Genomic DNA, 26,508 nt, shown 5'->3' on the forward strand with positions numbered 1-26,508 from the left:
GCCGTCTTGCGCGGGAGAGGGCGACAAGGGAACCTTTCGTCATGCAAGATTCCGTTTCGTCCCCCGCCATCTCCCCTGTGCGGCCCCCGCTGGACGTGCGGCAGACGTGTGTCCTGATGTTCGTCGCCGCCCCCGTGTACGGCCTGCTGGGCTACCTGACCTGGTCGCTTTTCCCGGCCGACGTTCCCCGGGAGGTGGTGGGCGACCTGTGGATCCTGCTGGTCCTCACGGCCCTGGCGGGCGTCGCCTCGGCGGGCCTGGCCGTGCCGGTCCGCCGCGGTGACCACGCCCTGTGGCGCACCTCCCAGGTGGTCGCCCTGTTCATGCTCGGCGTCGCGCTGTTCGCCCTGTTCATCGCCTCGAAACTCGCGGTGACGCCGCTGCTGGCCGGAGCCCTGCTGGCGGCGGTGACGGCCATCGTCGTCAACATCGCACTGTGGACCACGGAGGTCCGCCGCTGGTGCTCCCCGCGGCGCCCACGCAACACCACGAGTGCCGAGAACGTCGAGGCCATCGCCGCCGCGGTCGCCGAACCCCGCACCGCCACCCCGCCGCCGTCGGCCCCCGTCCCCGCCGCCGACCGCACCCCCTACACCACCTCCACCCACTTCTCCGCCGCCGAGCCCGCCTCCGCTGCGGTCGTCGCACCCGCCTCCTTCGCACCGTCCGTCCCCGTGCCGGAGGACGACCCTGTTGCGACCTCTGACTCCGAGGTGCTCGAAGCCGCCGCCGTCTCCGAGGCCGCCCCGGAGGTCGAACCCGCCGACGCCCCCGCGACGGAGGGCCGGCCCGGGTCGCCCGTGGACACCGGTGCCCCCGAGTCCGTCGATGCCCCTGCGGCCACGGACGACGTCGATGCCGTCGTGGACGTCGAGTCCGCCAGGGCTCCCGAGGGCCCCGGTTCCTCTGTTGCGCCGACCGACAGCGAAGAGACCGCCGTGCCCGCCGATGAGCCCGAGGCCTCTGATGTCCCTGTGGCGGCCGCCGAGGCTCCCGAGGACACGGATGCCGCCGCTTCCGCCGAGCCCGCAGAGGCGGATGCCTCCGTGGGGGTCTCCGCGGCCACCGGGGGTGGTGAACCTGACGAGACCGAGCCCACCGGTGCTTCCGTGCCGACCGAGGAAGGCGAGGCGGCCATGACCGTTGAGTCCTCCGATCTCGCCGGCACCGTTGCTTCTGCCGGGCTGGCTGGGGCGGATGTGTCTTCGGGTGTCGTCGGTGGTGCCGAGGGCGAGGGTGTGACCGGGGACGTGGACGCCGACGGTGCTCCCGAGCGCGTCGGGTCCGACGCTGGTGCCGGTGCTTCCGAGGATTCCGGTGTTGATGGGGAGGTCGAGGTTTCCGAGGACACCGACACCGGCACCGTTGCTTCTGCCGGGCTGGCTGGGGCGGATGTGTCTTCGGGTGTCGTCGGTGGTGCCGAGGGCGAGGGTGTGACCGGGGACGTGGACGCCGACGGTGCTCCCGAGCGCGTCGGGTCCGACGCTGGTGCCGGTGCTTCCGAGGATTCCGGTGTTGATGGGGAGGTCGAGGTTTCCGAGGACACCGACACCGGCACCGTTGCTTCTGCCGGGCTGGCTGGGGCGGATGTGTCTTCGGGTGTCGTCGGTGGTGCCGAGGGCGAGGGTGCGGCCGCGGGCGCTGACACCGGTGCCGGTGCTTCCGAGGGCTCCGATGCCGATGGGGAGACCGAGGTCGCCGAGGCCCGGGGCCCGGCGAAGACCGATGCCGCCGAGGGCGACTCCGGCAAGAAGTAAAGGTCGACCGAAAAAACGGGGGGACCGGCGTGGCCGGTCCCCCTTGTGCTGTGCCCGTTCCGCGGGGGCGCGGTCCGGGTGGTCGGGTTCGACGGTGGGGGCGGCGCCCCCGGTGGGTTCAGTCCTCGTCGTCGGCGAGGGCGTGCAGGCGGGCGAGGTGGTCGCTGTCATCGTCGCCGTGGCGTTCCACGTAGGCCTCACGGGCCTCGTCGGCGATGTCGGCGCTCTCGTCCTCGAACCCGTAGTCGCCGAGGTCGTCGAGTAGGTCGATGGCACGGTGCAGCGGGTCGTCGTCATCGGGCTCCTCCGCCGGGAGGTGCTGCACGACCGCGGCGAGGAGAACGGCCCGGGCGTCGTCCACGGCGCTCTCCGAGCCCGCGGCGGCGGTCAGCCGGATCCGCGTGATGGGGTCGTCGTCCGCGGCGAGCATGAGCTGTTCGGCCAGCCAGGCGCTGTCCTGGCCTTCGAGGAACGCGGTCAGTGCCGCGTCGTCAAGGGGAGTGGTCACCCGGAAGATGATAGGCCCGCACGCACCCTCCCCGAGCGCCCGACCCAAGTCCCGATATCGACAAATCAGTCATTCGTCCCATGATCCAATATCACGTTCCGTCATTGTTTCCCGGATCTCGAAAAAGATGAAGCCCGTGTTACCCCGAGCCTCTCCGTAGTCTTCCCCGGTCACTTGAGTAACGCCGGTATCGGACTTTCGGTCCCTGCTGAACAAGGCGGTCAACAAAACGGACCTATGGATCACGCCACAGATCTGAAACGGTTGTATTAATACCCGGACGTCTATCTTCCCCGCTGGTACGAGCCCGGTCTAGGGTCCTCTCAATCGACCCCCGGGCACAGGCGCCCACCCCCCCCACAGAGGTGGACATGTTCACGAAGACTTCCAGGAAACCGCTGGCCCTCCTGGCCGCGGCGGCGTCCGTGGCGCTGTTGGCGACAGCGTGCGCGGAGAGTGAGCGGGACCCAGAATCCGACGCCGCCGAGCCGTTCGTATTCGCGGCCGCAGGTGACATCAAATCCCTCGACCCGTTCCTCGCGAGCGACGGCGAGACCTTCCGTTACAGCCGCCAGGTCTACGAAACCCTCCTCGAACACGAATCCGGCGGCAGCGAGATCGTCGGCGGCCTCGCCGAGACCTGGGAACAGTCCGAAGACGGCACCGAGTGGACGTTCAACCTCCGCGACGGCGTCGTCTTCCACGACGGCGACGAACTGACCGCCGAGGTCGTCTGCGCCAACTTCGACCGGTGGCACAACCTCTCCGGTGCCTGGCAGAGCTCCAACAACTCCTACTACTGGCAGGCCATCTTCGGCGGCTTCGCGGAGAACGAGGACGAGGAGCTGCCCGAGTCCCGCTACGTCTCCTGTGAGGCCACCGACGAGCTCACCGCCGTCATCACCATCACGGAGTACTCCTCCATCTTCCCGGGCGGCTTCAGCCTCGCCGCGTTCGGCATCCTGAGCCCCACCAGCCTGGAGACCATCGCCGACGCCGAGATCACCGGCGAGGAGGGCGGTTACACGCTGCCCGACTACACCACCGAGCCGGGCGCCATCGCGGGCAGCGGCCCGTTCACGGCCCAGGGCTGGAACCGCGACCAGGCCGAGGTCACCCTCCAGCGCTTCGACGACTACTGGGGCGAGCCCGCCGGGTTCGAGACCATGATCCTGCGCGCCATCCCCGACGAGACGGCCCGCCGCCAGGCCCTGGAGGCCGGTGACGTCCACGGCTACGACCTGGTCGCCCCGGCCGACGTCGAGCCCCTCACCGAGGCCGGTTTCCAGGTCCCGACCCGCGACGTCTTCAACGTCCTCTACCTGGCGTTCCAGCAGGAGACCAGCGAGGAGCTGGGCGACCTCCAGGTCCGGCAGGCCCTGGCCCACGCGGTCGACCGCCAGCGCATCGTCGACACCATCCTCCCGGAGGGCGGCGAGGTGGCGACCCAGTTCCACCCGGACACCCTCGACGGCTGGTCGGAGAACGTCACCACCTACGACTACGACCCGGAGCTGGCCGAGGAGCTGCTGGCCGAGGCGGGCCAGGAGGACCTGACCCTCGACTTCTGCTACCCGACCGAGGTCACCCGCCCGTACATGCCCGCCCCGCGCGACATCTTCGACGTCATCAGCCAGGACCTGGAGAGCGTCGGCATCACCGTGGAGGCGAAGTCCTACGAGTGGACCGAGTACATCCCCAACACCGACAGCGGCGAGTGCTCCCTGTACCTGCTGGGCTGGACCGGTGACTACAACGACGCCTACAACTTCCTGGGCACCTGGTTCTCCGTCAAGAACGACGCCTGGGGCATGGACGAGCCCGAGCTGTTCGACGCCATGGCCGAGGCCAGCGGCAACCCGGACCCGGAGGAGCGCATCGCCGCCTACCAGGGCCTGAACGAGCAGATCATGGACATCCTGCCGGGCCTGCCCATCTCCAGCTCCCCGCCGTCCATCGTGTTCGCCGAGAACGTGAACCCGCCGAACGTCAGCCCGCTCACCCAGGAGAACTTCGCGGAGGCCTCCTGGAAGGAGTGACCCGTACGGCCCCGTGACCCGGGGCCTCGGAAACCCCGCCTCCTGCGCCGCGGGAGGGGGAGGGCCCGGCCGATCCGTCCCCCGGTCGGCCGGGCCCCGTCCATGTCGACCCCGCCGTACCCGGGCGGGGGAAGCCTCACTCTCCACTGGCGAAAGGCGGCGAAGGTGCTGCGTTTCATCGTCAGGCGTACCCTGCAACTGATCCCGACCCTGGGCGGTCTGTCGATCCTGTTGTTCATCTGGCTCCAACGCCTACCCGGCGGGCCGGAGTACGCCCTCCTACCGGACGACGCGACCGATGCGCAGCGGGCCCAGCTGCGTCGCTCCCTCGGCCTGGACGAACCCCTCACCGTCCAGTACGTGCGGTTCCTGCGCAACATCCTCCAGGGCGACCTGGGGACCTCCCTACAGACCGGCCGGCCGGTCATGGAGGAGTTCTTCACCCGGTTCCCGGCCACGTTCGAACTGTCGGTCACCGCGATGCTCATCGCGGTCGCCGTCGGCATCCCGCTCGGCTACCTGGCCGCCCGCCGCCGCGGCGGAATCCTCGACTTCTCCGCCGTCGGCGGTTCCCTCATCGGCATCTGCACGCCGGTGTTCTTCCTCGCCTTCATCCTGAAGGTGGTCTTCGCCGAACGCCTGGGCCTGTTCCCGTCGGCGTTCCGGCTCTCCCCGGGGCTGAGCCGCACCGACCTGAGCGGCTTCGTCATCCTCGACGGCCTGCGCACGGGCGAACTCGACGTCGTGTGGGACGCCCTGATGCACCTGGCGCTCCCGGGGCTGGCACTGGCCTCCATCCCGCTGGCGGTCATCGTCCGGATGACCCGGGCCAGTGTCCTGGAGGTCCTGGACGAGGACTACGTGCGCACCGCCAACGCCAAGGGCCTGCACCGCCGGACGGTCCGCGGCCGCCACGTGCTGCGCAACGCCATGCTGCCGGTCGTCACCGCCATCGGCCTGCTCACCGGAAGCCTGTTCGCCGGCGCGGTCCTCACCGAGAGCGTGTTCGCGTTCCCGGGCGTGGGCTCGTTCGTGTACGCGGCGACCCAGACCCGCGACTACCCGGTCCTGACCGGGTTCATCCTGCTCATCGCCACCATGTACGTGCTGATCAACCTGCTGGTGGACATCTCCTACAGCCTCCTCGACCCGAGAGTGCGGGCCCAGTGATGCCGACGACACCCAACGCGCAGAACCCGTCGGACGACGCGGGGACCCCGGACACCGGCACCACCGGCCCGGCCGGGGGCGGCACCTCCCTGCTCACCCGCAAGGCCGACAAGGTCGACCGGCTCGCGGAGCTCATGGGCCCCCGCGACAACGGCACCGGCGGCGCCGGCATCTGGCGCACGGCGTTCCGCCGCCTGCGCCGCAGCCCCATGGCGATCTCCGGCGCGGCCATCGTCGCCGTGTTCGTCCTCATCGCCCTGTTCGCCCCCCTCATCGCCCCCTACTCGGCCACCGCGCAGACCTGGGGCGGGGAGGTCTTCCCCAACCAGAACATCTTCGTCGGCCCCCGGGCCGAGAACTGGCTGGGCCTGGACAACCTGGGCCGCGACCAGTTCTCCCGCATGGTGATCGGCGCCCGCCAGACCCTCCTGGTCGGCGTCGTGGCGACCCTGGTCGGGTTCGGCGTCGGCGCCCTGATCGGCGGCACCGCCGGTGCGGCGGCCACCCTGGGCGGGCGTTGGGGCAGGACCCTCGACAACGCCATCATGCGCGTCATCGACATGATGCTGGCGCTGCCCACCCTGCTGCTGGCGGTCACCGTGGCGGCCCTGATCGGGGCGAGCCTGACCACGGTCATGCTCGCGGTCGGCATCGCCCAGGTGCCGATCTTCGCCCGTCTGCTGCGCGGTGCGATGATCGCGCAGGGCAACCGCGACTACGTGCTCGCCGCCCGGGCGCTGGGCGTGCGCACCCACAGGATCGCCCTCACGCACATCCTGCCCAACTCCCTGGGACCGGTCATCGTGCAGTCCACGCTCACCCTGGCCACCGCCATCATCGACGCGGCGGCCCTGTCCTACCTGGGCCTGGGCAACCCCGACCCGTCCTTCCCGGAGTGGGGGACGATGCTCGCCGACGCACAGCGGTTCCTCTCCAGCGCACCCCAGCTGGCCGTCTACCCGGCCCTGGGCATCATCGTCACCGCGCTGGGCTTCACCCTGCTCGGTGAGGCGATGCGCGAGGCCCTCGACCCGAAGCTGAGGAAGTAAGCATGGGTTCCAGCACACCGCTGCTCGCGGTCGAAGAACTGTCCGTCGTGTTCGACGGCCGCGGCTCCGACGAGGTCCGGGCCGTGGACGGGGTCTCGTTCACCCTGGAGGAGGGCCGGGTCACCGGCCTGGTGGGGGAGTCCGGCTGCGGCAAGAGCGTCACCTCGCTGGCCCTGATGGGCCTGCTCCCCTCCCGCGGCGTGCGGGTCGGCGGCTCCGCCGTCCTGCGCACCGGCGACACCGAGGTCGACCTGCTCGGGTTGGCCCCCGGGCAGATGCGCGACCTGCGCGGCTCACAGCTGGCGATGATCTTCCAGGACCCGCTCAGCTCCCTGAACCCGGTGGTCCCCATCGGCCGCCAGGTCACCGAGATCCTCACCCGGCACCGCGGGCTGCGCGGCTCGGCCGCCGAGAAGGAGGCCGCCGACCTGCTGTACCGGGTGGGCATCCCCGACCCCGGGCGGCGCCTCAAGGAGTACCCGCACCAGCTCTCCGGCGGCATGCGCCAGCGCGCCCTCATCGCCATGGCGGTGGCCTGCCGCCCCCGGGTGATGATCGCCGACGAGCCCACCACCGCGCTGGACGTCACCATCCAGGCCCAGATCCTCGAACTCCTCAAGGACCTGGTCACCGAGGAGGGCACCGCCCTGCTCATGATCACCCACGACCTGGGCGTGGTGGCGGGCCTGTGCGACGACATCAACGTCCTGTACGCGGGCCGCGCGGTGGAGACCGCCCCGCGCGCGCCCCTGTTCGCCGACCCCACCCACCCCTACACGGTGGGCCTGCTCGGGTCCATCCCCCGGCTCGACGCCCCGCGCGGTGAACCGCTCACCCCGATCCGCGGGTCGGTCAACGACAACATCGCCTGGGCCGACGGGTGCGCGTTCGCGCCCCGCTGCGACCGCTACCTCCTGGACTGCCTCCAGGGGCCGCCGGAGCTGGTCGTCTCGGGCGCCGACGGCACCCACGCGCACCGCTGCGTCAACCCCGTCCGGCACGCCGACGCGGCGGCCCGGGCCGTTCTGGAGAGCCCGTCCGTGGTGGGCGACGAGGAGGAGAGCGCATGAGCCTGTTGCGGATCGAGGACCTCAAGGTCCACTTCCCGATCAGACGCGGCGTCGTGTTCGACCGCACCATCGGCCACGTGTACGCGGTGGACGGCGTCAGCCTGAGCATCGAACGCGGCAGCACCTACGGCCTGGTGGGCGAGTCCGGCTGCGGCAAGACCACCCTGGGCCGGGCGGTGCTGCGCCTGGTCGACATCACCTCCGGCTCCGTCGTCCACGAGGGCCGCGACCTGGCCACACTGGGCAACGAGGAGATGCGCCGGGAGCGCCGCAACCTCCAGATGGTCTTCCAGGACCCGCTGGGCAGCCTCAACCCCCGGCAGAACATCGGCTCGATCCTCATGGAGGGGCTGGAGACCCACGGGATCGGCGGCCCCTCCGAGGAGGAGGCCGCGTCGATGTCCGGCGGGGAGCGCCGGGCCGCCACCCGCGACGACCGGCGGCGCCGGGTCGTCGGGGCCCTGGAGCGCGTCGGACTGTCCGCCAAGGCGCTGGACCGCTACCCGCACGAGTTCTCCGGCGGCCAGCGCCAGCGCATCGGCATCGCCCGCGCCCTGGTGCTGGAACCGGACCTCATCATCTGCGACGAACCCGTGTCGGCGCTGGACGTGTCCATCCAGGCGCAGGTCCTCAACCTGCTGGAGGAACTCCAGGAGGAGCTGGGCCTGACCTACCTCGTCATCGCCCACGACCTGGCGGTGGTCCGCCACGTCAGCGACACGGTGGGCGTGATGTACCTGGGGGCCCTCGTGGAGGAGGCGCCCAGCGACGCGCTCTACGAGACGCCGCTGCACCCCTACACGCGGGCGCTGATGTCGGCGGTGCCCGTCCCCGACCCCACGGTGGAGGACACCCGCGAGCGCATCCTCCTGGCCGGCGACCTGCCCTCGCCCGCGAATCCGCCCACCGGCTGCCGGTTCCACACCCGCTGCCCCTGGCGGCAGGAGGAGCTGTGCGACACGGACCGCCCGGAACTGCGGCCGATCAACGGCGGCGAACACCGGGTGGCCTGCCACCACGCGGAGAGGATCCTGTCGGGGGAGATCCTGCCGAACGAGGAGCGCGCCGAGCGCATCGTGCACGGCTCCGCGGGATGACCCCGGAGCCGGCGGCGGGCGTGGAGAGCGCGCCCGCCGCCGGCCCCGGTCCGACACGGCGCCGACCGGCCGCCGCCGGTCGGCGCCGCCTTCTACTTCGGCCGCAAGCGCCGCAAGCGCCGCAAGCGCCCGCAGTAAGGCACGCGGGGTGCGCCGCGAACGTGGCGCACCCCTCGCCCGCGCCCCGCTTCACCGTCCCCCGGCCGGGTAGGTGCCGGTTGTGACCCCTTCGCGGCCGACGGGCCCCGCCGCCCGCGAAGGACCGGCCCGGCACCGGGCCCCGGACCCGCCAGGAGAGTGCGATGGCCGTGTTCCTGTACGACGACGACTGCGGCTTCTGCAAGCGGATGGTCGCGCTGGCGCGGGACCGGCTGGGCGCGCGCACGGAGTTCGCGGCCTGGCAGGACACCGACCTGGACGCCCTCGGCCTCACCCCCGAGCAGACCTCCGAGGCCGCCTGGGTGGTCTACCCCGACGGGCGCCGCTTCGGCGGCGGCGACGCGGTCGCCGAGGTGCTGCTGCACTCCCGGCCGCTGGTGCGGCCCGTCGGCCGCCTGATGCGGCTGCCGCTGCTGCGTTCGGCCAACCGCCTCGCCTACCGGTGGGTGGCCGCCAACCGCTACCGGTTGCCCGGCGGCACCGCCTCCTGCGCGCTGCCCCAGCCCTAGGCGGCGGCCCCGCGCAGCGCGCGGCACACGTCCAGCAGCCGCTCGCGCAGCACCGCGCCGCGCTCGGCGAACCCCTCCTGGTAGCGCATGTACTCGGCCTTGCCCTCGGCCGTCTCGATCCGCACCGGTGCGTACCCCCACGCCGCCAGGTCGTAGGGGGAGGCCCGCATGTCCAGCTCCCGGATCTCCCGGGACAGCTCGAAGCAGTCCGCCACCAGCTCCGACGGCACCGCCGGGGACAGCTTGTACGCCCACTTGTACAGGTCCATGTTGGCGTGCAGGCAGCCCGGCTGGTCCAGCGCGGCCTGCGCCTCGCGCGTCGGCTGGAGCGTGTTGAGCGGCCGCGCCGGTCCGGTGAAGAACCGGAAGGCGTCGAAGTGCGAGCACCGGATGCGGTGCGACTCCACCACCCGGTCGGTCCCCTCGGCCCCCAGCCGCAGCGGCACCTGCCCGTGCCGCACCTCCCGGGTGCGGTACACCATCGCCCACTCGTGCAGCCCGAAGCATCCCAGGTGGGCGGGCCGGGAGGCGACCGCCGACAGCAGCCCCTCCACGAAGCCGACCACCGGCCGGGCCGCGAGGAACGCCGCCGCGTCCAGGCCGACCCCCTCGGGGACGGCCACCGCGAACCGCTCCGCCAGCCGCTCCCGGGCGCCCTCCCCGGCCAGCACCACGCCCACTCCGGGGTCCCAGCGCCGCAGCCGGGCGGGCTTGAGGTTGTAGTAAGTGAACAGGAAGTCCTCCACCGGGTGGCGCTCGCCCGCACGGCGGCGCCGCAGGTGGTCGGCGGTCAGCGCGTCCACCCGCTCCTCGTGGCGGCGGGCGCGCTCGCGCCACGCGTCCTCCGCCAGTACCTCCACGGCCCGCACGGCCCCGGTGTCCGTTCCCATCACGGGCCCCAGGGTACGCGGCGGTCAGTTGGACTGCTGCACGGGCAGGTGGCGCCCCAGGTACCCGATGTACACCCGGTTGGTGGTCCCGGGCCCCAGGTCGGGGAAGAAGTACAGCCGCGGGCAGATCCCGTACTCGATGTCGAGCTTGATGTGCGCGTACATCGGCACCCGCCCGGCGGGGTGGACGTCCTCGGGCACCCGGAAGAACCGCTTCTCGTTGAGCTTGCCCCGGTTGCGGACGTGGTCGGACTCCTGCGACGCCAGCCGCTTGACCGGGATCACCCGGTACCCGTCGGGGTTCTCCTTCAGGTACGAGTGGAACCCCAGCCCCCGGTCGGGGTTGTCGAACTGGTAGCGGGCGTAGTCGTTGAGGGCGAGCAGGGCCTCCCAGGCCCGGGTCACCCACAGCGGCTCCTTGCGGCTGTCGGACAGCTCGTAGACCGTCTGGTCCTCGATGGTGAAGTACAGGTGCGGCAGCGCGGTGTCGTCGGTGATCCGTTCCAGCAGCTCGGACACGCTGTGCGGCGGGCGCCGGGTCGGGTCGCGCGGGGCGGGGGCGGCGGCCAGCCGGAACAGCCCGGCCTCACGGGCCTGCTCGCGCAGCCACCGCACCTCGTAGCGGGCACTGCGCAGCCGTCCGCGCTCCTCGTCCAGCTCCTCGGCCAGGTCGGCGGTCTCGGCGAGCAGTTGGCGGCGCTCCTCGGACAGCTCACCGATCCGCTCGCCCTGCCGGGTCACCTCCTCCCTGAGGCGCTGCACCTGGAGTTCCATGGCCTTGAGCTCCTGGGCGGCGGCCGGGGCCGGGGTCTGCCCCTGATCGCCCGCCGGGTGCGCCCCGGCCACGCCCGGGGAGACGCCGGTCTCGGGGGCGGGGGCACGGCGCAGGTCCTCGGTCTCCTCGTCCAGGAGGGCGTCCACCGCGGGCAGGGGGTCGGGCAGGGTGATGTCCAGGGCGTTCTCCCGTACCCGCCGGGACAGCGCCGCCCCCACCCAGTTGCGGATGCGCTCCCCGTCGCGGGCGGTGTCCAGGGTGGTCGGGCTCATCCGGGGGTGCCGGGAGGGGTCGCCCTCGATCCCGGGTAAGAAGGTCCGCACCCCGCCCGAGGGGATGTCCATCCCCTCGGGGAGCAGGTGCACGATCCGCTCCTGGGCGGCGGAGTCCAGCACGTACACCGATCCCATACCGGTGCACCGGGACAGGGCGGCGGCCATGGCGGTGCGCCAGTCCGCGACGGTGACGTCGCCGGGGGCGCCGGTCGCCAGCACCGCCAGTCTTCGCTCCGGATCGCGGATCGCGGACACCAGCGCGTCCATCAGCGTGTCGTCGCGGCCGCGCACGATCACCGGCGCCGCGGGGATCCGGTGTCCGCCGTCGTGTGCGGGCAGGGCGTCCAGCAGCATCCGCGCGGCCTCGGGCGGCATGATGTCGAGCCGGGGCTGTTCGGAGGCGCCGACGGTGTCCACGGTCATGTCCAGCCACAGGTACCGCCACGGTGCCAGCTCCGGGTCCACGACGACGGTGACGACCGTCCGCCACACCCCGTCGGGTTTGTCGGACTCGGTGGTCAGCCGCAGGAAGGACAGGCCCTCCTCGGGGTTGTCGTGCCGCACCACCAGCGCCCGGGAGCGGTTGCTCAGCTCATAGCGGCCCGAGTCGGTGAAGTCCACGCGCGCTCCGGAGTTCCCCCGTTTGCTCAGCCACCGGGACAACACGACCGACGCGGTGGCGATGGGGTCCCCGTGGTCCTCCGGGACCGCGATGAGCGTGCGGTAGACAAGCGGCAATGGGCACTCCCGGGCTTCCGTCGGCGGCGGCGGACCCGAGGACCCGACCCGGACCCGCCGGTAGAGCCCTCACCACCACTGTGTACGAAAGAGCACTCCGACGCCAGTCGGGCGACCGAAGGTGGTCTTCACGGGGTCCCGTCGCCCAGGGTGTACCCGTCCTCGGTCCAGGGAATCTCGGCGTCGTCGATGTGCACGTGCCACCGGGCGCCGGGCAGGGCGCGACGCATCCGGGTGAGGGCGTCCAGGTAGTGGCGCAGCTGGGCGAGGAGCGGTTCGACCCCGCAGGCCGGCGGCGGCATCTTGCTGGACCCGGCCAGCACCTGCCCGTCGGAGAGGTGCCGGTCGTCGTAGAGGGACAGCCCCTCGAAGACCTCCGCGGGCGACCGGTACTCCAGGGGCACCTCCCCGGCTTCGTACCAGGTCGGGAACAGTTCCAGGGCCTCCTCCCGGAGGGACCGCTCGCCCTCGGCGACCAGGCGGTCGACGGTCGCGCGCTCGTCCGCGGTCAGCGGGGCGTCGCGCGTTGCGCTGTAGTAGAGGGAGACGCCCATGGGCGGGCCTTTCGTCGGGGCACGGGTGCGTGCGGGGCGGTGAGCCGTACGGGACGACCCTAGAAGACGGAGCCGGCGTGCTCCATTGCGGCCAATCCGCCGTGTCGTCCTGGCAAGTCTGGACAAGGCGAGGGCGGGGTCCGGGTACTAGCGTCCCTTCCATGTCCACGCACCCGTTCTGGCTGGCCGGCACCGCCGCGACCGGCGACAGCGAACTCACCGTCGTCAACCCCTACACCGGCGAGGTCGCGGGCCGGGTCTCCGTGCCCACCGCCGACCAGGTCGAGCAGGCCGTCGCCGCCGCGCACACCGCGGCCGCCGCGGCCGCCGCGCTGCCCGCGCACGCCAGGGCCACCGCCCTCGACCACATCTCGCGCCGCATCGGCGAGCGCGCCGAGGAGATCGCGCAGACGATCACCGCGGAGAGCGGCAAGCCGATCAAGTGGGCCCGGGTCGAGGCCGCCCGCGCCGTGTCCGTGTTCCGCTGGGCCGCCGAGGAGGCCCGCCGCGACAGCGGTGAGCTCCAGCGCCTGGACACCGACGCCGGCGGTACCGGCCGGATGGCCCTGGTCCGCCGGGTTCCGCACGGCCCGGTGCTCGGCATCTCGCCGTTCAACTTCCCGCTGAACCTGGTCGCCCACAAGATCGCCCCGGCGATCGCGGTCGGCGCCCCCATCATCCTCAAGCCCGCCCCGGCCACCCCGATGACCGCGCTGCTGCTGGGCGAGATCATCGCCGAGACCGACCTGCCCGCGGGCGCCGTGTCGGTGCTGCCGATGCCCAACGACCTGGCCGGCCGCCTCATCGACGACGCCCGGCTCCCGGTCATCTCGTTCACCGGTGGCGCGTTCGGCTGGGAGATCCAGAAGCGGGTCCCGCACAAGCACGTCACCCTGGAGCTGGGCGGCAACGCCGCGGCCGTGGTGCTCGACGACGCCGACCTGGACTGGGCGTCCTCGCGCGTCGCCCTGTTCGGCAACAACCAGGCGGGCCAGGTCTGCATCGGGGTGCAGCGGGTCGTCGTCACCGACGCCGTGTACGACGCGTTCGTGTCGCGCCTGGTCGAGAAGGTGGAGGCGCTGGGCACCGGCGACCCCGCCGACGAGGGCACCGACGTGGGCCCGCTGGTGGACGAGGCCGCCGCGGTCCGTGTCCAGGAGTGGGTGGAGGAGGCCGTGGCGGGCGGCGCGAAGCTGCTCACCGGCGGCACCCGCGACGGCGTGACCGTGGCGCCGACGGTGCTGGCCGAGGCGCCCGCCGACAGCCGGGTGGTGCGCCAGGAGGTGTTCGGCCCGGTGCTGGTGCTCCAGCGGGTCGCCGACACCGACGCCGCCTTCGCCGCGGTCAACGACAGCGACTTCGGCCTCCAGGCGGGCGTGTTCACCCGTGACCTGCCGACCGCGTTCCGGGCCCACCGGGAGCTGGAGGTGGGCGGCGTGATCATCGGCGACGTGCCGACCTTCCGCGCCGACCAGATGCCCTACGGCGGGGTCAAGGGCTCGGGTGTGGGCCGTGAGGGCGTGCGCGCGGCCATGACGGACCTGACCTACGAGCGGGTCCTGGTGCTCACCGGCATCAGCCTGTGAGCCGTTCCCGGCGCCCCCTTCGGGGGAGGGGGTAGGGGAGGGGCGCGGTGTCCCGGGGGACGGGGCACCGCGCCCCTTGCGCGCCGCGGTTCCCGCGTGGGGCGGGCCTACAGCCCGGACGCGTGGTCGTACAGCCTGCGGGCCTCGGCGCCGAACCGCGGCCCGTACTGGGTCCGCCGGTCGTTGGCGTACTTGAAGCTCACCACCGAGGACACCGTCCCCACCCCCGTCTCGGGGTCGAACCCGGTCAGCCACGGCCCGCCGCTGGAGCCCTGGGTCATCTGGCAGCGCATCCCGTTGGCGGTGGTCCCGCCGGTGTCGGCGCGGGTGCGGCCCGAGCAGTAGTGCAGTTCGCGGCCGTTGTACGGGGACGAGGCCGGGTACCCGAACGAGTACACCTGCACCCCGTCGCGCACCCGTGTGTCCGTCCAGGTGTCGAACGCGATCCGCTGGGAGCCCACCCGGTCCTGCACGGCCCTGCCGCCGTCGGCGTTCACCACCGCGACCGCGAGGTCGTAGCTGTCGTCGGCCCGCCTGGACCACTCCGGCGACACCAGCAGGTCGCGGGCGGTGTAGCGGCCGTAGGGCGAGGACCCGTCGTCGAACCCGGGCACGAACGTCCAGTTGCGCGCCCAGGAGCCGGTCCCGTTCTTGGCGCAGTGCCCGGCGGTGACGACGGTGCTCCGGTTGGGGGCGCCCACCACCGACGCCGAGCAGGTGAAGTCGCGCCCGTCCATGGTCAGGAACACCTTGCCGGTGGTGCGCACGACCCGGCCCCCGGCGGTCCACCTGTCCCCGGTGCTGTCGTCGCGCGGGGCGGCCTGGTGCTCGGCCCCGGACCGGGGGACCAGTCCCTGCGCGTCGGGCAGGGTCCGGGCGAGCAGTTCGGTGATGGGGCGGGCGGCGGCCATACGCTCGGGGGTCCAGTAGGACAGCACGGCCCGCTGCTGCTCCTCGGTGACCGCCGCGCTCTGCCGTACCACCCCGTCGGCCTCGTCGAGGGCGGCGTGCGCCTCGTGGAGGCGTTCGGGGACGGTTCCGGCCTGTGCGGGTTCGGGCATCCGGTCGGCGTAGACGAGGCCGCCGACGGCGAGGGCCGCCGCGGCGAGGGCGGCCAGGAGTTTGTGCGCGGTGGACGAGGTCATGGACCGCATTTTTGCACACCTGAAGTAATCTCATGACTACTTTGAGTTTGTGTCCATGGCTTTTCGGGAAAGCGGGGACGGCCGCCTCCGATACGGGGGTCGTATCGGAGACGGCCGGGGCGGTAGCGCCGCGCCGCGGGAGTGACGCGGCGCACCGCCGGTCCGGGCGAACCGGTTTCCGGTCCTGCATCCGGTGGGGTTCACGACGGTGCCGTTTCGGCGCCGCGAGCCCCACCGGGCCGGTACCCGGGTTCAGGCGAAGGGAACGGTCACCCGGGTGGGCTCGGCCTCGGGGGAGGTCACCGTCACCCGGTTCCCGATCCTGCTCTCGCTGCCGTAGCGCAGGTCGCGGGTGTCCACCACGACGGACAGCCGGTGCCCGGCGGGCACGTCCCACACCACCGACGACAGCTCGGTCGTCACGGTCACCGGCTCGCCCGGGGTCGCGTCGTGCAGCGTGTACGGGGCGTGCGAGAGCAGCGCGCCCCGGCCGTGGGAGTCGATCGCGTACAGGTACACGAACACCGACTGCGTCCGCGCGGTGGGCGTGAACGTGAACGTCGCCTCCGGTGTGCCCGCCACCCGCGCGCCGTCCGGGTAGGCGGGACTCGTCCACACCCCGGCCCGGTAGCGGTCCACGGTGGGCAGCAGCACCCCGGTGGGCACGTCGAAGAACTGCTGGAGGGCGCCGCTCAGCATCACGGTCCCGCTCTCCGCCGTGGTGCCGATCCCGGTGCGCATCCGGTAGCTCCACCCGGTGTCGGGGTCGGCGCCCATCGCGCCGCTGCTCTGCCAGCGGGCCCAGTCCGTGCCGGGCCTGCCCAGGTGGAAGGTCTGCTCGCCGCCGGTCACCGACTCCCAGTCCGGGTGCGAGGTCCAGTCGCCGCGCCCGTTGTTGGGCTTGACCATGACCGGGTCGGCGGTGTCCACGCCGTTGTCCTCGCCCTTGAGGTGGTGGTCGAACCAGTCGCCGACCCCCGCCCAGATCTCGTCGGGCAGCCCGGCCGCGCCGAAGATCTCCTGGGTGGCGTGGTCGCCGGGGGCGATCATGAGCCGCTTGGGCCCGGTCAGCTCACCGTAGAAGTCGGTGATGTGCCCGACCGGGAACATGCCGTCGTTCCAGCCGTGGGCCATCATCACGGCGGTGCCGTTGGCGTTGATCCGGTCGACCTTGGTGGCGGCCGACCGGTCGGGGGCGATGTCCAGCGCGGGCCCGATGTCGCCGCGCCGGTAGGCGCGCTCCACGTTCCGCAGGGTCTCGCCCTTGTGGCCGGTCAGCGCCGCCGCCCCCAGCAGCAGTTCGGTGGACTGCACGTCGATCGTCCCGTTGGGGTAGAGCGACTCCTGTAGGTCGGCCCAGCCGCTGAGCGAGGCCACCGCCTTGATCCGGTCGTCCTCGGCAGCGGTGAGCAGGCTGATGCCGCCGCCGTAGGAGATCCCGGCCATGCCGATGCGATCGGGGTCGGCGTCGGTGTTCTCCAGGGCCCAGTCGATGACCGCGCTCGCGTCGGCCCGGTCCTCGGGTCCGGCGACCTCGATGCCGCCGCCGGAGTCCCAGAAGCCGCGCGAGGAGTAGGTGACGACCTGGTAGCCGGACTCCTGGGCGAGCCGGGCGCCCGCGCCCACGTACAACAGGTGCGGGGTGGCCCAGGCGGAGGGCATGACCAGCAGGGGGTGCGGGCCCTCGACGCCGGTGGGGGTGATGACCTTGGCCTTGAGCTCGACGCCGTCGTGACCGGTGATGGTCACGTAGCGGATCTCGGAGCCGACCGCCGCGGCGGCCGGGGCCGGTGTCAGCAGGACCGCGGCCAGCACGGCCGCCGCCAGGGCCGACAGCAGCCGGACGGGGGCGGGTCGGCGGAACGGGGGAGAGGGGCGTGGGGTCTGGGAACGCATGTGTCGGGAACCTCGGGGGAGCAGGGGCGGGGAGGTTTCCGATGGGTCGTCGCGCCGCCGAGGACCATCGGGGGAGTGCCGGTCGGACCGGCCGTTGCGCCGCGGGGGATCGCGGGGGAGGGGTGACGTGGATCGCAAGTAACTGTGAGGTAACTTACTCACCGGTTAAGTTAAGTCAGTGAGCGCCGCTTGTAAAGCCCCCGTGAACCCGCGGTTCCCGTTGACGCACGGGTCGGGTCCGGCGCGGCCGCCCCGGGCGCGTCCCGGGTTCTCCACAGCCCCCGGCGGCGGTGCCCGGCTTGCGCGACAATGGGGGCGTGCGACAAGAACAGCAGCGAACCGTAGTCCTCCTCGGCTCCACCGGCTCGATCGGCACCCAGGCCCTGGACCTCGTCCACCGCAACCCCGACCGCTTCCGCGTCGCCGGACTGGCCGCCCGGGGCGGCCGGGTGGACCTGCTCGCCAAGCAGGCCGCCGGGTTCGGCGTCCCACGGGTGGCCGTCGCCGACCCCGCCAAGGCCGACGAGCTGCGCCGCGCCCTGGCCGACCACGGCTCCCGCGCCACCGTGCTCGCCGGCCCCGAGGGCGTCGCCGAGCTCGCCGCCGAGCCCTGCGACGTCGTCCTCAACGGCATCACCGGGGCGCTGGGCCTGGAGTCCACGCTCGCCGCGCTGCGCGCCGGGAGCACCCTGGCGCTGGCCAACAAGGAGTCCCTCATCATCGGCGGGCCACTGGTCCGCGAGCTGGCCCGGCCCGGCCAGATCGTCCCCGTCGACTCCGAGCACTTCGCCATCGCCCAGTGCTTCCCCCACCTGCCCGACGGGGAACTGCGCAGCCTCGCCCAGGGGCACGTCACCGCCCGCCGCGACGAGGTGAGCCGCCTGGTCGTCACCGCCAGCGGCGGCCCCTTCCGCGGCCGCCGCCGCGAGGAGCTGGAGGGCGTCACCCCCGCCGAGGCGCTCGCCCACCCCACCTGGAGCATGGGGCCGGTCATCACCGTCAACTCCGCGACCCTGGTCAACAAGGGCCTGGAGGTGATCGAGGCCAACCTGCTGTTCGACATCCCCTTCGACCGCATCGACGTCGTCGTGCACCCGCAGTCGATCGTCCACTCGATGGTCGAGTACGTGGACGGGTCCACCATCGCCAAGGCCAGCCCGCCCAGCATGATGATCCCCATCGCCTACGGCATGAGCGCCCCCGGCCGCGTCCCCGACGCCGCCCCCGGCATGGACTGGACCCGGGCCCAGACCTGGACCTTCGAGCCGCTGGACCACGAGGCCTTCCCCGCCGTCCGGCTGGCCTGCGAGGTCGGCGAGGCGGGCGGCACCGCCCCGGCCGTGTACAACGCCGCCAACGAGGAGGCCGTCGACGCCTTCCTCGCCGGAAACCTCGCGTTTCCGGCGATCCTGGACACCGTCGCGCGGGTAGTCTCTGAGCATCGGCGAACGGAGCGCACCGGTGAGGCGTCCCAGCGACCAGGGGGCCTCACCCTCGACGACGTGTACGCCGCCGACGGATGGGCCCGTACCCGAGCGCGCGAACTGGTCGCACGCCGGGCCTGACACCGGTGTAGGGAGAGATGCATGGTCCTGCTGCTGACCGTGGTCGGGATCGTCCTGTTCGTTCTGGGGCTGCTGTTCTCGATCGCCTGGCACGAACTCGGCCACCTGGGCACCGCCAAGATGTTCGGCATCAAGTGCACCGAGTACATGGTCGGGTTCGGCAAGACCCTCTGGTCGTTCCGCCGCGGTGAGACCGAGTACGGGATCAAGGCCGTCCCCCTGGGCGGCTACGTCCGCATGGTCGGGATGATGCCGCCGGCGCGGCGGACCGCCGACGACGGCGGCCGCCGGCTCTCCCGCTGGCGCGCCATGGCCGAGGACGCCCGCGAGGCCTCCTACGTGGAGCTCGGCCCGCAGGACCAGGACCGGCAGTTCTACCAGCGCGCGCCCTGGAAGCGCCTCATCGTCATGTTCGCCGGGCCCGGCATGAACGTCATCCTGGCGGCCATCCTGCTCGGAGTGCTCTTCATGGGCATCGGCGTCCCGCAGCAGACCACCCAGATCGCGGTGGTCAACGAGTGCGTGGCCGCCGCCGACGTCGAGGACCAGGTCGACTCCTGCGAGGGGCTGGACCCCACCCCCGCCAACGAGGCGGGCCTGCGGCCCGGCGACGTCATCGTCGAGGTCGACGGGCGGCCCACCCCGCACTGGAACGACGCCAACCAGCTGATCCGCGCCTCCCTGGGCCCCACCGAGGTCGTGGTGGAGCGCGACGGGGAGCGGCTCCCGCTCACCGTCGACATCATCGAGAACGAGCTCCCGGCCCGCGACGCCGAGGGCGACTTCATCTACGAGACCGACGCCGACGGCGACGAGATCACCGACGACCAGGGCTTCCCCGTCTACAAGATGGAGAAGGTCGGCTTCCTGGGCATCATCTTCGCCACCGAGCGCGCCCCGCTCACCCTCGCCGAGTCGGCCGGGGAGATGGGCGCCATGATGATCGGCGTCGGCGAGGCGCTCATCGCGCTGCCGTCCAAGATTCCCGGAGTGTTCGCCGCCGCGTTCCTGGGCGAGGAGCGCACCGCGGACTCACCGGTGGGCATCGTCGGCATCTCCCGCATCGGCGGCGAGATCATGGCCCAGGGGCTGCCCATCGCCGACACCGCCTCGATCATGATCCAGATCCTGGCGGGCGTGAACCTCTTCCTGTTCGCCTTCAACATGCTGCCGATCCTGCCGCTGGACGGCGGGCACATGGCGGGGGCGATCTGGGAGTGGATCAAGCGCGGCTGGGCCAAGCTCACCCGCAGACCGGAGCCGGCCCCGGTGGACGTGGCCATGCTGACACCGGTCGCCTACATCGTCGTGGCCTGCTTCCTGGCGTTCAGCGTGGTGCTGCTGATCGCCGACCTGTTCAACCCGGTCCGGCTGTTCGGCTGACCGCGCCCGGGCCGACCGCGGACCCCGGTCGGCCCGGGCACCCGGCGCACGTACGCGCACCGGCTCCGCCGTGCCCGCCCGGACCCCGCCCGGTCTGCGCGGATCCGTCCCGATGCGGGTGTTCCGTGTGATGCGGGGCACCCCCCGAGGTGCGGGTAACCTGGGAGCGCGATCCGGGAACGGCGGCACGTCCCGCACGGCCGCCCCGCACAGGCGTCGATTCCCCGGTCGTGGCTCCGCGCAGCACGCCGGGCGCCTTCTCTGTGAACCGGACGAAATTCCAAGTGCCGCCCCTCCCTCCGGCGGCAGACGAGGTGAATCAAGCGTGACGACCGTCGATCTCGGCATTCCCGCCACCCCGCCGCGCCCGCTGGCGACCCGGCGCAAGACCCGGCAGATCATGGTCGGCAACGTCCCCGTGGGCGGGGACGCGCCGGTGTCCGTGCAGTCCATGACCACCACCCGCACCTCCGACATCAACGCGACCCTCCAGCAGATCGCCGAGCTGACCGCCTCGGGCTGCCAGATCGTCCGGGTGGCGGTGCCCACCAACGACGACGCCGACGCGCTGCCGATCATCGCCAAGAAGTCGCAGATCCCGGTGATCGCCGACATCCACTTCCAGCCCAAGTACGTGTTCCAGGCCATCGACGCGGGCTGCGCGGCGGTGCGCGTCAACCCGGGCAACATCAAGAAGTTCGACGACAAGGTCGCCGAGATCGCCAGGGCCGCGGGCGAGGCGGGCACCCCGATCCGCATCGGCGTCAACGCCGGCTCCCTGGACAAGCGCCTGCTGGCCAAGTACGGCAAGGCCACCCCCGAGGCGCTGGTGGAGTCGGCGCTGTGGGAGTGCTCCCTGTTCGAGGAGCACGGCTTCCGCGACATCAAGATCTCGGTCAAGCACAACGACCCGGTCGTCATGGTCAACGCCTACCGCCAGCTCGCCTCGGCCTGCGACTACCCGCTGCACCTGGGCGTGACCGAGGCCGGTCCCGCCTTCCAGGGCACCATCAAGTCCGCGGTGGCGTTCGGCGCCCTGCTCTCGGAGGGCATCGGCGACACCATCCGCGTGTCGCTGTCGGCGCCGCCGGCCGAGGAGGTCAAGGTCGGCGCGCAGATCCTGGAGTCGCTGGGTCTGCGCGAGCGGGGTCTGGAGATCGTGTCCTGCCCCAGTTGCGGGCGTGCCCAGGTGGACGTGTACACGCTGGCGGAGGAGGTCACCGCCGGGCTGGAGGGTCTGGAGGTGCCGCTGCGGGTGGCCGTGATGGGGTGTGTGGTCAACGGTCCGGGCGAGGCCCGTGAGGCCGATCTGGGTGTGGCCTCCGGTAACGGCAAGGGCCAGATCTTCGTCAAGGGCGAGGTCATCAAGACGGTGCCGGAGTCCAAGATCGTGGAGACCCTGATCGAGGAGGCCATGCGCATCGCCGAGGAGATGGGCGAGGCCGGGGTGGGGCCGGGCGAGCCCACCGTCGCCGTCGCGGGCTGACACCCGCCTTCCGCGCTTTCGGCGGCCGCGTCCCCGACCGGGGGCGCGGCCGTTCGCGTTGCGCGGGGAAGGGTGGCGGGGGTGGGAACGTTACAGGGGCGGCGAGGACGTTCGGACAGGGTTCTTTCCTGTATACGTGCAGGTCACCCGTGCGCCATCACACAGCGTGATGCACTGTGGCATCTGTCACGTTGATGTGCGCTTTTTTGCGCTTGGACGCATGTTCCACGCGCGAATTCCGGATAGACGCAATGAATGTGGGTCATGTTACCCAGGTAACGCGGCTACCGTTGCTGAGGGCGTTTTCCCGCTGTTAACGGGACGAAGAGAACGCCCGTCCCCCCACACCGCACCCCATCCGGGGCACCCTTGTGCGCCCGTGCCCGGGGAGCGGTGTGCCCGCGCATGGAACAAGGAGTGACACGTGGTCGACCAGAAGACCCCCGCGAGTACCACCGGGGTACCCGCGCGCCCGGGCGGTGCGCCCGCGCTTCGGGAGCGCCTGACCAGGCGCAAGCCGGTGGAGAAGCTCGTCGCCGAGACAGAGGGTGCCGCGGGTGCCGGTCTCCAGCGGCACATGGGCTTCTGGCAGCTGTCCATGATCGGCATCGGCGCGACCCTGGGCACCGGCATCTTCGTGGTCCTGGGCGAGGCCGTCCCCATCGCCGGACCGGCCGTCATGGTCTCGTTCGTGCTCGCGGGCATCACCGCCCTGTTCTCCGCCCTGGCCTACGCCGAGATGGCGGGCATGATCCCCGCCTCCGGCTCGGCCTACTCCTACAGCTACGCCACCATCGGCGAGTTCATGGCGTGGATCTGCGGCTGGTGCCTGATGCTCACCTACGGCGTCTCCGTGGCAGCCGTCGGCGTGGGCTGGGGGCAGTACATCAACGAGCTGCTGCACCTGACCACCGGTCTCTCCCTGCCGTCCGCCGTCCTGGCCGGACCGATGGAGGGCGGGCTGATCAACCTCCCGGCCGCCATCGTCGTCCTGCTGTCGATGTTCGCCCTGCTCGCCGGGGTGCGCGAGAGCAGCCGCGTCAACGCCGTCATGGTCACCATCAAGATCGCCATCCTGGTGATGTTCGTGGCCATCGCCGTCACCGCCGTCCAGGACGGCAACTTCGCCCCCTTCATGCCCATGGGCATGGCGGGCGTCAGCGCCGCGGGCGCCACCCTGTTCTTCTCCTACATCGGGTTCGACTCGGTCTCCACCGCCAGCGAGGAGGCCAAGAACCCGCAGCGCGACCTGCCGCGCGCGATCATGTTCTCGATGATCCTGGTGACCGCCATCTACTGCCTGGTGGCCTTCGCCGCGGTCGGCGCCCTGAACTGGACCGACTTCGTCGACGGCGAGACCTCGCTGGCCGGCATCCTCACCAACGTCACCGGCACCCCGGTCTGGGCCGTCATCTTCGCCGCGGGCGCCGTCCTGGCCCTGGCCAGCGTCGTCCTGGTGGTCCTGTACAGCCAGACCCGCATCCTCTTCGTGATGTCGCGCGACGGCCTGATCCCCAAGGCGTTCTCCAAGGTCGACGCCAAGGGCACCCCGCGTCTGAACACGGTCATCACCTCCGTGCTGATCGCGGTCCTGGCCGCGTTCATCCCGCTGGGCCCGCTCGCCGACGCCACCGCCATCGGCACCCTGTTCGCGTTCGCCCTGGTGAACGTGGCGGTGCTGGTGCTGCGCCGGACCCGCCCGGACCTGCCCCGCACCTTCCGGGTGCCGGGTGCGCCGGTCACCCCGGTCCTGGGCGTGCTGGCCTGCGCCTACATGATGGCCAGCATGGACGTGAGCGTGTGGGTCGCGTTCATCGTGTGGCTGGTCGTCGGCCTGGCGATCTACTTCGGCTACAGCATGAAGCGCTCCGCACTGGAGACCGGGGACACCGTCGAGGTCCGCGCCTGACCTGAGACGGAGCCCACGGAGGGGGTCGGGATTCCCGGCCCCCTCCGCCGTGTTCCACGGGTGGGCGCCGTTCGGATGCTCGACGCACGTGTTCAGTGCATATGTGCATACGAACGCAAAGAACCGCATCAATGCGTCGAAAACTCGCAAAGCATCCGATGTGCGACGCACACTTCGGACGGGTGCCGCCGCCTAGAGTGGATCCGGCCTCGCAGCCGCCCCACCAGCGGCGATGCGCGGCCCCCGCGGCAACGGCGCCGCGGACACGAGACCGGCGGGACGGAGGAGCGGATGGCACGGCGGACCCTGCGCGTGGCCCTGGACCAGGGCACCGGCCGCAGCGGCGACCCCGCCGACGCCCTGGCCCGCCTCTCCGACCGGGCGCGCGCCGCCGCCGACGCGGGCGCCGACCTGCTCGTCGGCCCGGAGATGTCGCTGACCGGCTACAACATCGGCGCGGACGTCGCCCGCCTGGCCGAGCCCGCCGACGGACGGCTGGCCGCGCAGGTCGCGCGCATCGCCGCCGACACCGGCGTGGCGATCGTCCACGGCTTCCCGGAGCGGGACGGGGACGCGGTGTACAACACCGTCCTGCTCACCGGCCCGGACGGCGAGCGCCTGGCCGCCTACCGCAAGACCCACCTGTTCGGCGACCTCGACCGCGACGCCTTCACCCCCGGGGACACCCCGGTGGTCCAGGCCGACCTGGGCGGCGTCCGCCTGGGGCTGCTGGTCTGCTACGACGTCGAGTTCCCCGAACCCGTGCGCGCCCACGCGCTGGCCGGGACCGAACTGCTCGTGGTGCCGACCGCCCTCATGCTGCCCTACACCGACGTGCCCGAGCGGATCGTCCCGGTGCGGGCGCTGGAGAACCAGATCCACCTGGCGTACGTGAACCGCTGCGACACCGAGGGCGACCTGCGCTACGCGGGCCGCAGCGCACTCATCGCCCCCGACGGCACCGAGACCCTGCGCGCCGGGGCCGACGAGGAACTCCTCGTCGGCGACGTCGACCTCGGCGCCATCGCCCGCGCCCGCGAGGGGCAGTCCTACCTGGACGACCGCAGGCCGGGCCTGTACGGCTCCCTGGGCCGCGACCGGGCCCTCGCGCCGTAAAGACCACACGCCACACCGCCACCACCGCCACACCGACCCTGGAGGGGATTCATGACGTCTGCCGTGCCCACGGCCGCCGGCACCGCACCGGTGCAGGACCCGCCGCTGAACATGTGCGGACCGGACTTCCCGTTCGCCTACGACCGGTACCTGGAGCACCCCGCCGGGATCGGACAGATCCCCGCGGAGCGCCTCGGGACCGAGGTCGCGGTCATCGGCGGCGGCCTCTCGGGCATCGTCACCGCCTACGAGCTCATGAAGATGGGGCTCAAGCCGGTCGTGTACGAGGCCGACCGGATCGGCGGGCGGCTGCGCACCGAGCGCTTCCCCGGCGTCGACGAGGAAGAGGTCGTCGCCGAGATGGGGGCCATGCGCTTCCCGCCCTCCTCCACGGCGTTCTGGCACTACGTGGACCGGGTCGGGCTGCGCACCGAGCCGTTCCCCAACCCGCTCGCCCCCACCACCCCCAGCACCGTCGTCGACCTCAAGGGCGAGTCGCACTACGCGACCACCCTGGACGACCTGCCCGAGGTGTACCGCGAGGTCGCCCGGGCCTGGGAGCGGACCCTGGAGGACGGGGCGCAGCACACCCGGATGCAGCGCGCCATCCGCGAGCGCGACGTCGCGACCCAGAAGGAGATCTGGAACGGGCTCGTCGAGAAGCTCGACAACCAGACCTTCTACGGGTTCCTGTGCGAGTCCCCGGCCTTCGCGTCCTTCCGCCACCGTGAGATCTTCGGCCAGGTGGGGTTCGGCACCGGCGGCTGGGACACCGACTTCCCGAACTCCATCCTGGAGATCCTCCGGGTCACGTACACGGGCGCGGACGACGACCACATGGGCATCGTCGGCGGCGTCCAGCAGCTCCCCCAGCGGCTCTGGGAGGACGCCCCGGACAAGCTCGTCCACTGGGAGCAGGGCACGACCCTGGCGAAGCTGCACGCCGAGGGTCCGCGCCCGGCCGTCACGGCCCTGCGCCGCACCGCGGCGAAGGGTTCGCCGGCGGGCAACATCACCGTGACGGACGCGTCCGGCTCCACCCGCACCTACGCCGCGGCGGTGTTCACCGCACAGAGCTGGATGATGCTGTCCAAGATCGACTGCGACGAGTCGCTGCTTCCGATCGACCACTGGACCGCGATCGAGCGCACCCACTACATGGAGTCCTCCAAGCTGTTCGTGCCCGTGGACCGGGCGTTCTGGAAGGACAAGGACCCCGAGACCGGGCGCGACGTCATGAGCATGACGCTCACCGACCGGATGACCCGCGGCACCTACCTGCTGGAGGGGCCGGACCCGGACGGGCCCGCCGCCATCTGCATGTCGTACACCTGGTGCGACGACTCGCTGAAGTGGCTGCCGCTGTCCCCGAACGAGCGCCTGGAGGTCATGCTGGCCTCGCTCGCCAAGGTGTACCCGGGCGTGGACGTCCGCTCGCACATCACCGGCGACCCGGTCACGGTGTCGTGGGAGGACGAGCCGTACTTCATGGGCGCCTTCAAGGCCAACCTGCCGGGGCACTACCGGTACCAGCGCCGCCTGTTCACGCACTTCGCGCAGGACGCGCTGCCCCAGGAGTACCGCGGCCTGTTCCTGGCGGGCGACGACGTGTCCTGGACGGCCGGCTGGGCCGAGGGCGCGGTGCAGACGGCGCTCAACGCCGTGTGGGGGGTGATGCACCACTTCGGTGGTGCCACCGACCCGACGAACCCGGGGCCGGGCGACGAGTTCGACGAACTCGCGCCGGTGGCCCTGCCCGAAGGCTGAGGTCTGGGGAGACCTCTGCGGCAGGACCGGTGGGCGCGCGGAACCGCGAACCCCGCGCGCCCGCG

General features: G+C 71.9%; 20 protein-coding genes. 14 read left to right on the plus strand and 6 right to left on the minus strand.

Annotated features, from left to right (window positions below; all coding sequences use genetic code 11):
* Nucleotides 1-41: 41 nt before the first annotated feature.
* On the plus strand, nucleotides 42-1,757 hold the full coding sequence (locus tag QJS33_RS07430; protein ID WP_306367123.1) for a hypothetical protein: 1,716 nt from the start codon (nucleotides 42-44) through the stop codon (nucleotides 1,755-1,757).
* 118 nt (nucleotides 1,758-1,875) lie between these two features.
* On the opposite strand, the gene QJS33_RS07435 is transcribed toward QJS33_RS07430, so the two are convergent.
* On the minus strand, nucleotides 1,876-2,265 hold the full coding sequence (locus QJS33_RS07435) for a hypothetical protein (RefSeq protein ID WP_220565195.1): 390 nt from the start codon (nucleotides 2,263-2,265) through the stop codon (nucleotides 1,876-1,878).
* A gap of 371 nt (nucleotides 2,266-2,636) precedes the next feature.
* On the opposite strand from QJS33_RS07435, the gene QJS33_RS07440 reads away from it, so the two are divergent.
* From QJS33_RS07440 to QJS33_RS07465, 6 genes are all read left to right on the plus strand, one after another.
* Nucleotides 2,637-4,304 carry an ABC transporter substrate-binding protein gene (locus QJS33_RS07440; RefSeq protein WP_306367124.1) on the plus strand — a complete coding sequence of 556 codons (1,668 nt, stop codon included), beginning with the start codon at nucleotides 2,637-2,639 and terminating at the stop codon, nucleotides 4,302-4,304.
* 165 nt (nucleotides 4,305-4,469) lie between these two features.
* Nucleotides 4,470-5,474 carry an ABC transporter permease gene (locus tag QJS33_RS07445; RefSeq protein WP_306367125.1) on the plus strand — a complete coding sequence of 335 codons (1,005 nt, stop codon included), beginning with the start codon at nucleotides 4,470-4,472 and terminating at the stop codon, nucleotides 5,472-5,474.
* Nucleotides 5,474-6,523, plus strand: coding sequence for an ABC transporter permease (locus tag QJS33_RS07450; RefSeq protein WP_306367126.1), 1,050 nt, complete (start codon nucleotides 5,474-5,476; stop codon nucleotides 6,521-6,523). The genes QJS33_RS07445 and QJS33_RS07450 overlap by 1 nt, the downstream gene beginning before the upstream one ends.
* 2 nt (nucleotides 6,524-6,525) lie before the next feature.
* Nucleotides 6,526-7,593 carry an ABC transporter ATP-binding protein gene (locus tag QJS33_RS07455; protein ID WP_306367127.1) on the plus strand — a complete coding sequence of 356 codons (1,068 nt, stop codon included), beginning with the start codon at nucleotides 6,526-6,528 and terminating at the stop codon, nucleotides 7,591-7,593.
* Complete coding sequence (locus tag QJS33_RS07460) at nucleotides 7,590-8,690, plus strand: ABC transporter ATP-binding protein (RefSeq protein WP_306367128.1); 1,101 nt, start codon at nucleotides 7,590-7,592, stop codon at nucleotides 8,688-8,690. Before QJS33_RS07455 ends, QJS33_RS07460 begins: the two co-directional genes overlap by 4 nt.
* Nucleotides 8,691-8,992: 302 nt before the next feature.
* Nucleotides 8,993-9,358 carry a thiol-disulfide oxidoreductase DCC family protein gene (locus tag QJS33_RS07465; RefSeq protein ID WP_306367129.1) on the plus strand — a complete coding sequence of 122 codons (366 nt, stop codon included), beginning with the start codon at nucleotides 8,993-8,995 and terminating at the stop codon, nucleotides 9,356-9,358.
* Here the strand turns inward: QJS33_RS07465 and QJS33_RS07470 are convergent.
* From QJS33_RS07470 to QJS33_RS07480, 3 genes are all read right to left on the minus strand, one after another.
* A complete protein-coding gene (locus QJS33_RS07470) occupies nucleotides 9,355-10,248 on the minus strand; it encodes a 3-methyladenine DNA glycosylase (RefSeq protein WP_306367130.1) in 894 nt (297 codons plus the stop codon). The genes QJS33_RS07465 and QJS33_RS07470 overlap by 4 nt on opposite strands.
* A 24-nt stretch (nucleotides 10,249-10,272) precedes the next feature.
* A complete protein-coding gene (locus tag QJS33_RS07475) occupies nucleotides 10,273-12,036 on the minus strand; it encodes a hypothetical protein (protein WP_306367131.1) in 1,764 nt (587 codons plus the stop codon).
* A 128-nt stretch (nucleotides 12,037-12,164) separates the two neighbouring features.
* Nucleotides 12,165-12,590 carry a hypothetical protein gene (locus tag QJS33_RS07480; RefSeq protein ID WP_306367132.1) on the minus strand — a complete coding sequence of 142 codons (426 nt, stop codon included), beginning with the start codon at nucleotides 12,588-12,590 and terminating at the stop codon, nucleotides 12,165-12,167.
* A 161-nt stretch (nucleotides 12,591-12,751) separates the two neighbouring features.
* On the opposite strand from QJS33_RS07480, the gene QJS33_RS07485 reads away from it, so the two are divergent.
* Entirely contained in the window at nucleotides 12,752-14,176 is a 1,425-nt protein-coding gene (locus QJS33_RS07485) for an aldehyde dehydrogenase family protein (RefSeq protein ID WP_306367133.1), read from the plus strand.
* A 107-nt stretch (nucleotides 14,177-14,283) separates the two neighbouring features.
* Here QJS33_RS07485 and QJS33_RS07490 read toward each other — a convergent pair whose 3' ends face one another.
* Both QJS33_RS07490 and QJS33_RS07495 read right to left on the minus strand, forming a co-directional pair.
* Nucleotides 14,284-15,321 (minus strand): serine protease, encoded by a 1,038-nt coding sequence (locus QJS33_RS07490; protein ID WP_306367134.1) that lies wholly within the window; start codon nucleotides 15,319-15,321, stop codon nucleotides 14,284-14,286.
* Between the two features lie 252 nt (nucleotides 15,322-15,573).
* Nucleotides 15,574-17,217 (minus strand): alpha/beta fold hydrolase, encoded by a 1,644-nt coding sequence (locus QJS33_RS07495; protein ID WP_306367135.1) that lies wholly within the window; start codon nucleotides 17,215-17,217, stop codon nucleotides 15,574-15,576.
* Nucleotides 17,218-17,534: 317 nt separating this feature from the next.
* Here QJS33_RS07495 and dxr point away from each other — a divergent pair, with 317 nt between their 5' ends.
* The 6 genes from dxr (at nucleotide 17,535) to QJS33_RS07525 (ending at nucleotide 26,443) form a co-directional block, all read left to right on the plus strand.
* On the plus strand, nucleotides 17,535-18,782 hold the full coding sequence (dxr, locus tag QJS33_RS07500) for a 1-deoxy-D-xylulose-5-phosphate reductoisomerase (protein ID WP_306367136.1): 1,248 nt from the start codon (nucleotides 17,535-17,537) through the stop codon (nucleotides 18,780-18,782).
* A gap of 21 nt (nucleotides 18,783-18,803) precedes the next feature.
* On the plus strand, nucleotides 18,804-20,165 hold the full coding sequence (locus QJS33_RS07505) for an RIP metalloprotease (RefSeq protein WP_306367137.1): 1,362 nt from the start codon (nucleotides 18,804-18,806) through the stop codon (nucleotides 20,163-20,165).
* A gap of 325 nt (nucleotides 20,166-20,490) precedes the next feature.
* Entirely contained in the window at nucleotides 20,491-21,651 is a 1,161-nt protein-coding gene (gene ispG / locus QJS33_RS07510) for a flavodoxin-dependent (E)-4-hydroxy-3-methylbut-2-enyl-diphosphate synthase (RefSeq protein ID WP_306367138.1), read from the plus strand.
* 424 nt (nucleotides 21,652-22,075) lie between these two features.
* Nucleotides 22,076-23,560 carry an amino acid permease gene (locus tag QJS33_RS07515; RefSeq protein WP_306367139.1) on the plus strand — a complete coding sequence of 495 codons (1,485 nt, stop codon included), beginning with the start codon at nucleotides 22,076-22,078 and terminating at the stop codon, nucleotides 23,558-23,560.
* Nucleotides 23,561-23,851: 291 nt separating this feature from the next.
* Nucleotides 23,852-24,676 carry a carbon-nitrogen hydrolase family protein gene (locus QJS33_RS07520; protein ID WP_306367140.1) on the plus strand — a complete coding sequence of 275 codons (825 nt, stop codon included), beginning with the start codon at nucleotides 23,852-23,854 and terminating at the stop codon, nucleotides 24,674-24,676.
* A gap of 51 nt (nucleotides 24,677-24,727) precedes the next feature.
* Nucleotides 24,728-26,443, plus strand: coding sequence for an NAD(P)/FAD-dependent oxidoreductase (locus QJS33_RS07525; protein WP_306367141.1), 1,716 nt, complete (start codon nucleotides 24,728-24,730; stop codon nucleotides 26,441-26,443).
* Nucleotides 26,444-26,508: the final 65 nt, after the last annotated feature.

Origin of the sequence: Nocardiopsis sp. CC223A, from assembly GCF_030766825.1 — a bacterium.
Lineage (GTDB): Bacteria > Actinomycetota > Actinomycetes > Streptosporangiales > Streptosporangiaceae > Nocardiopsis.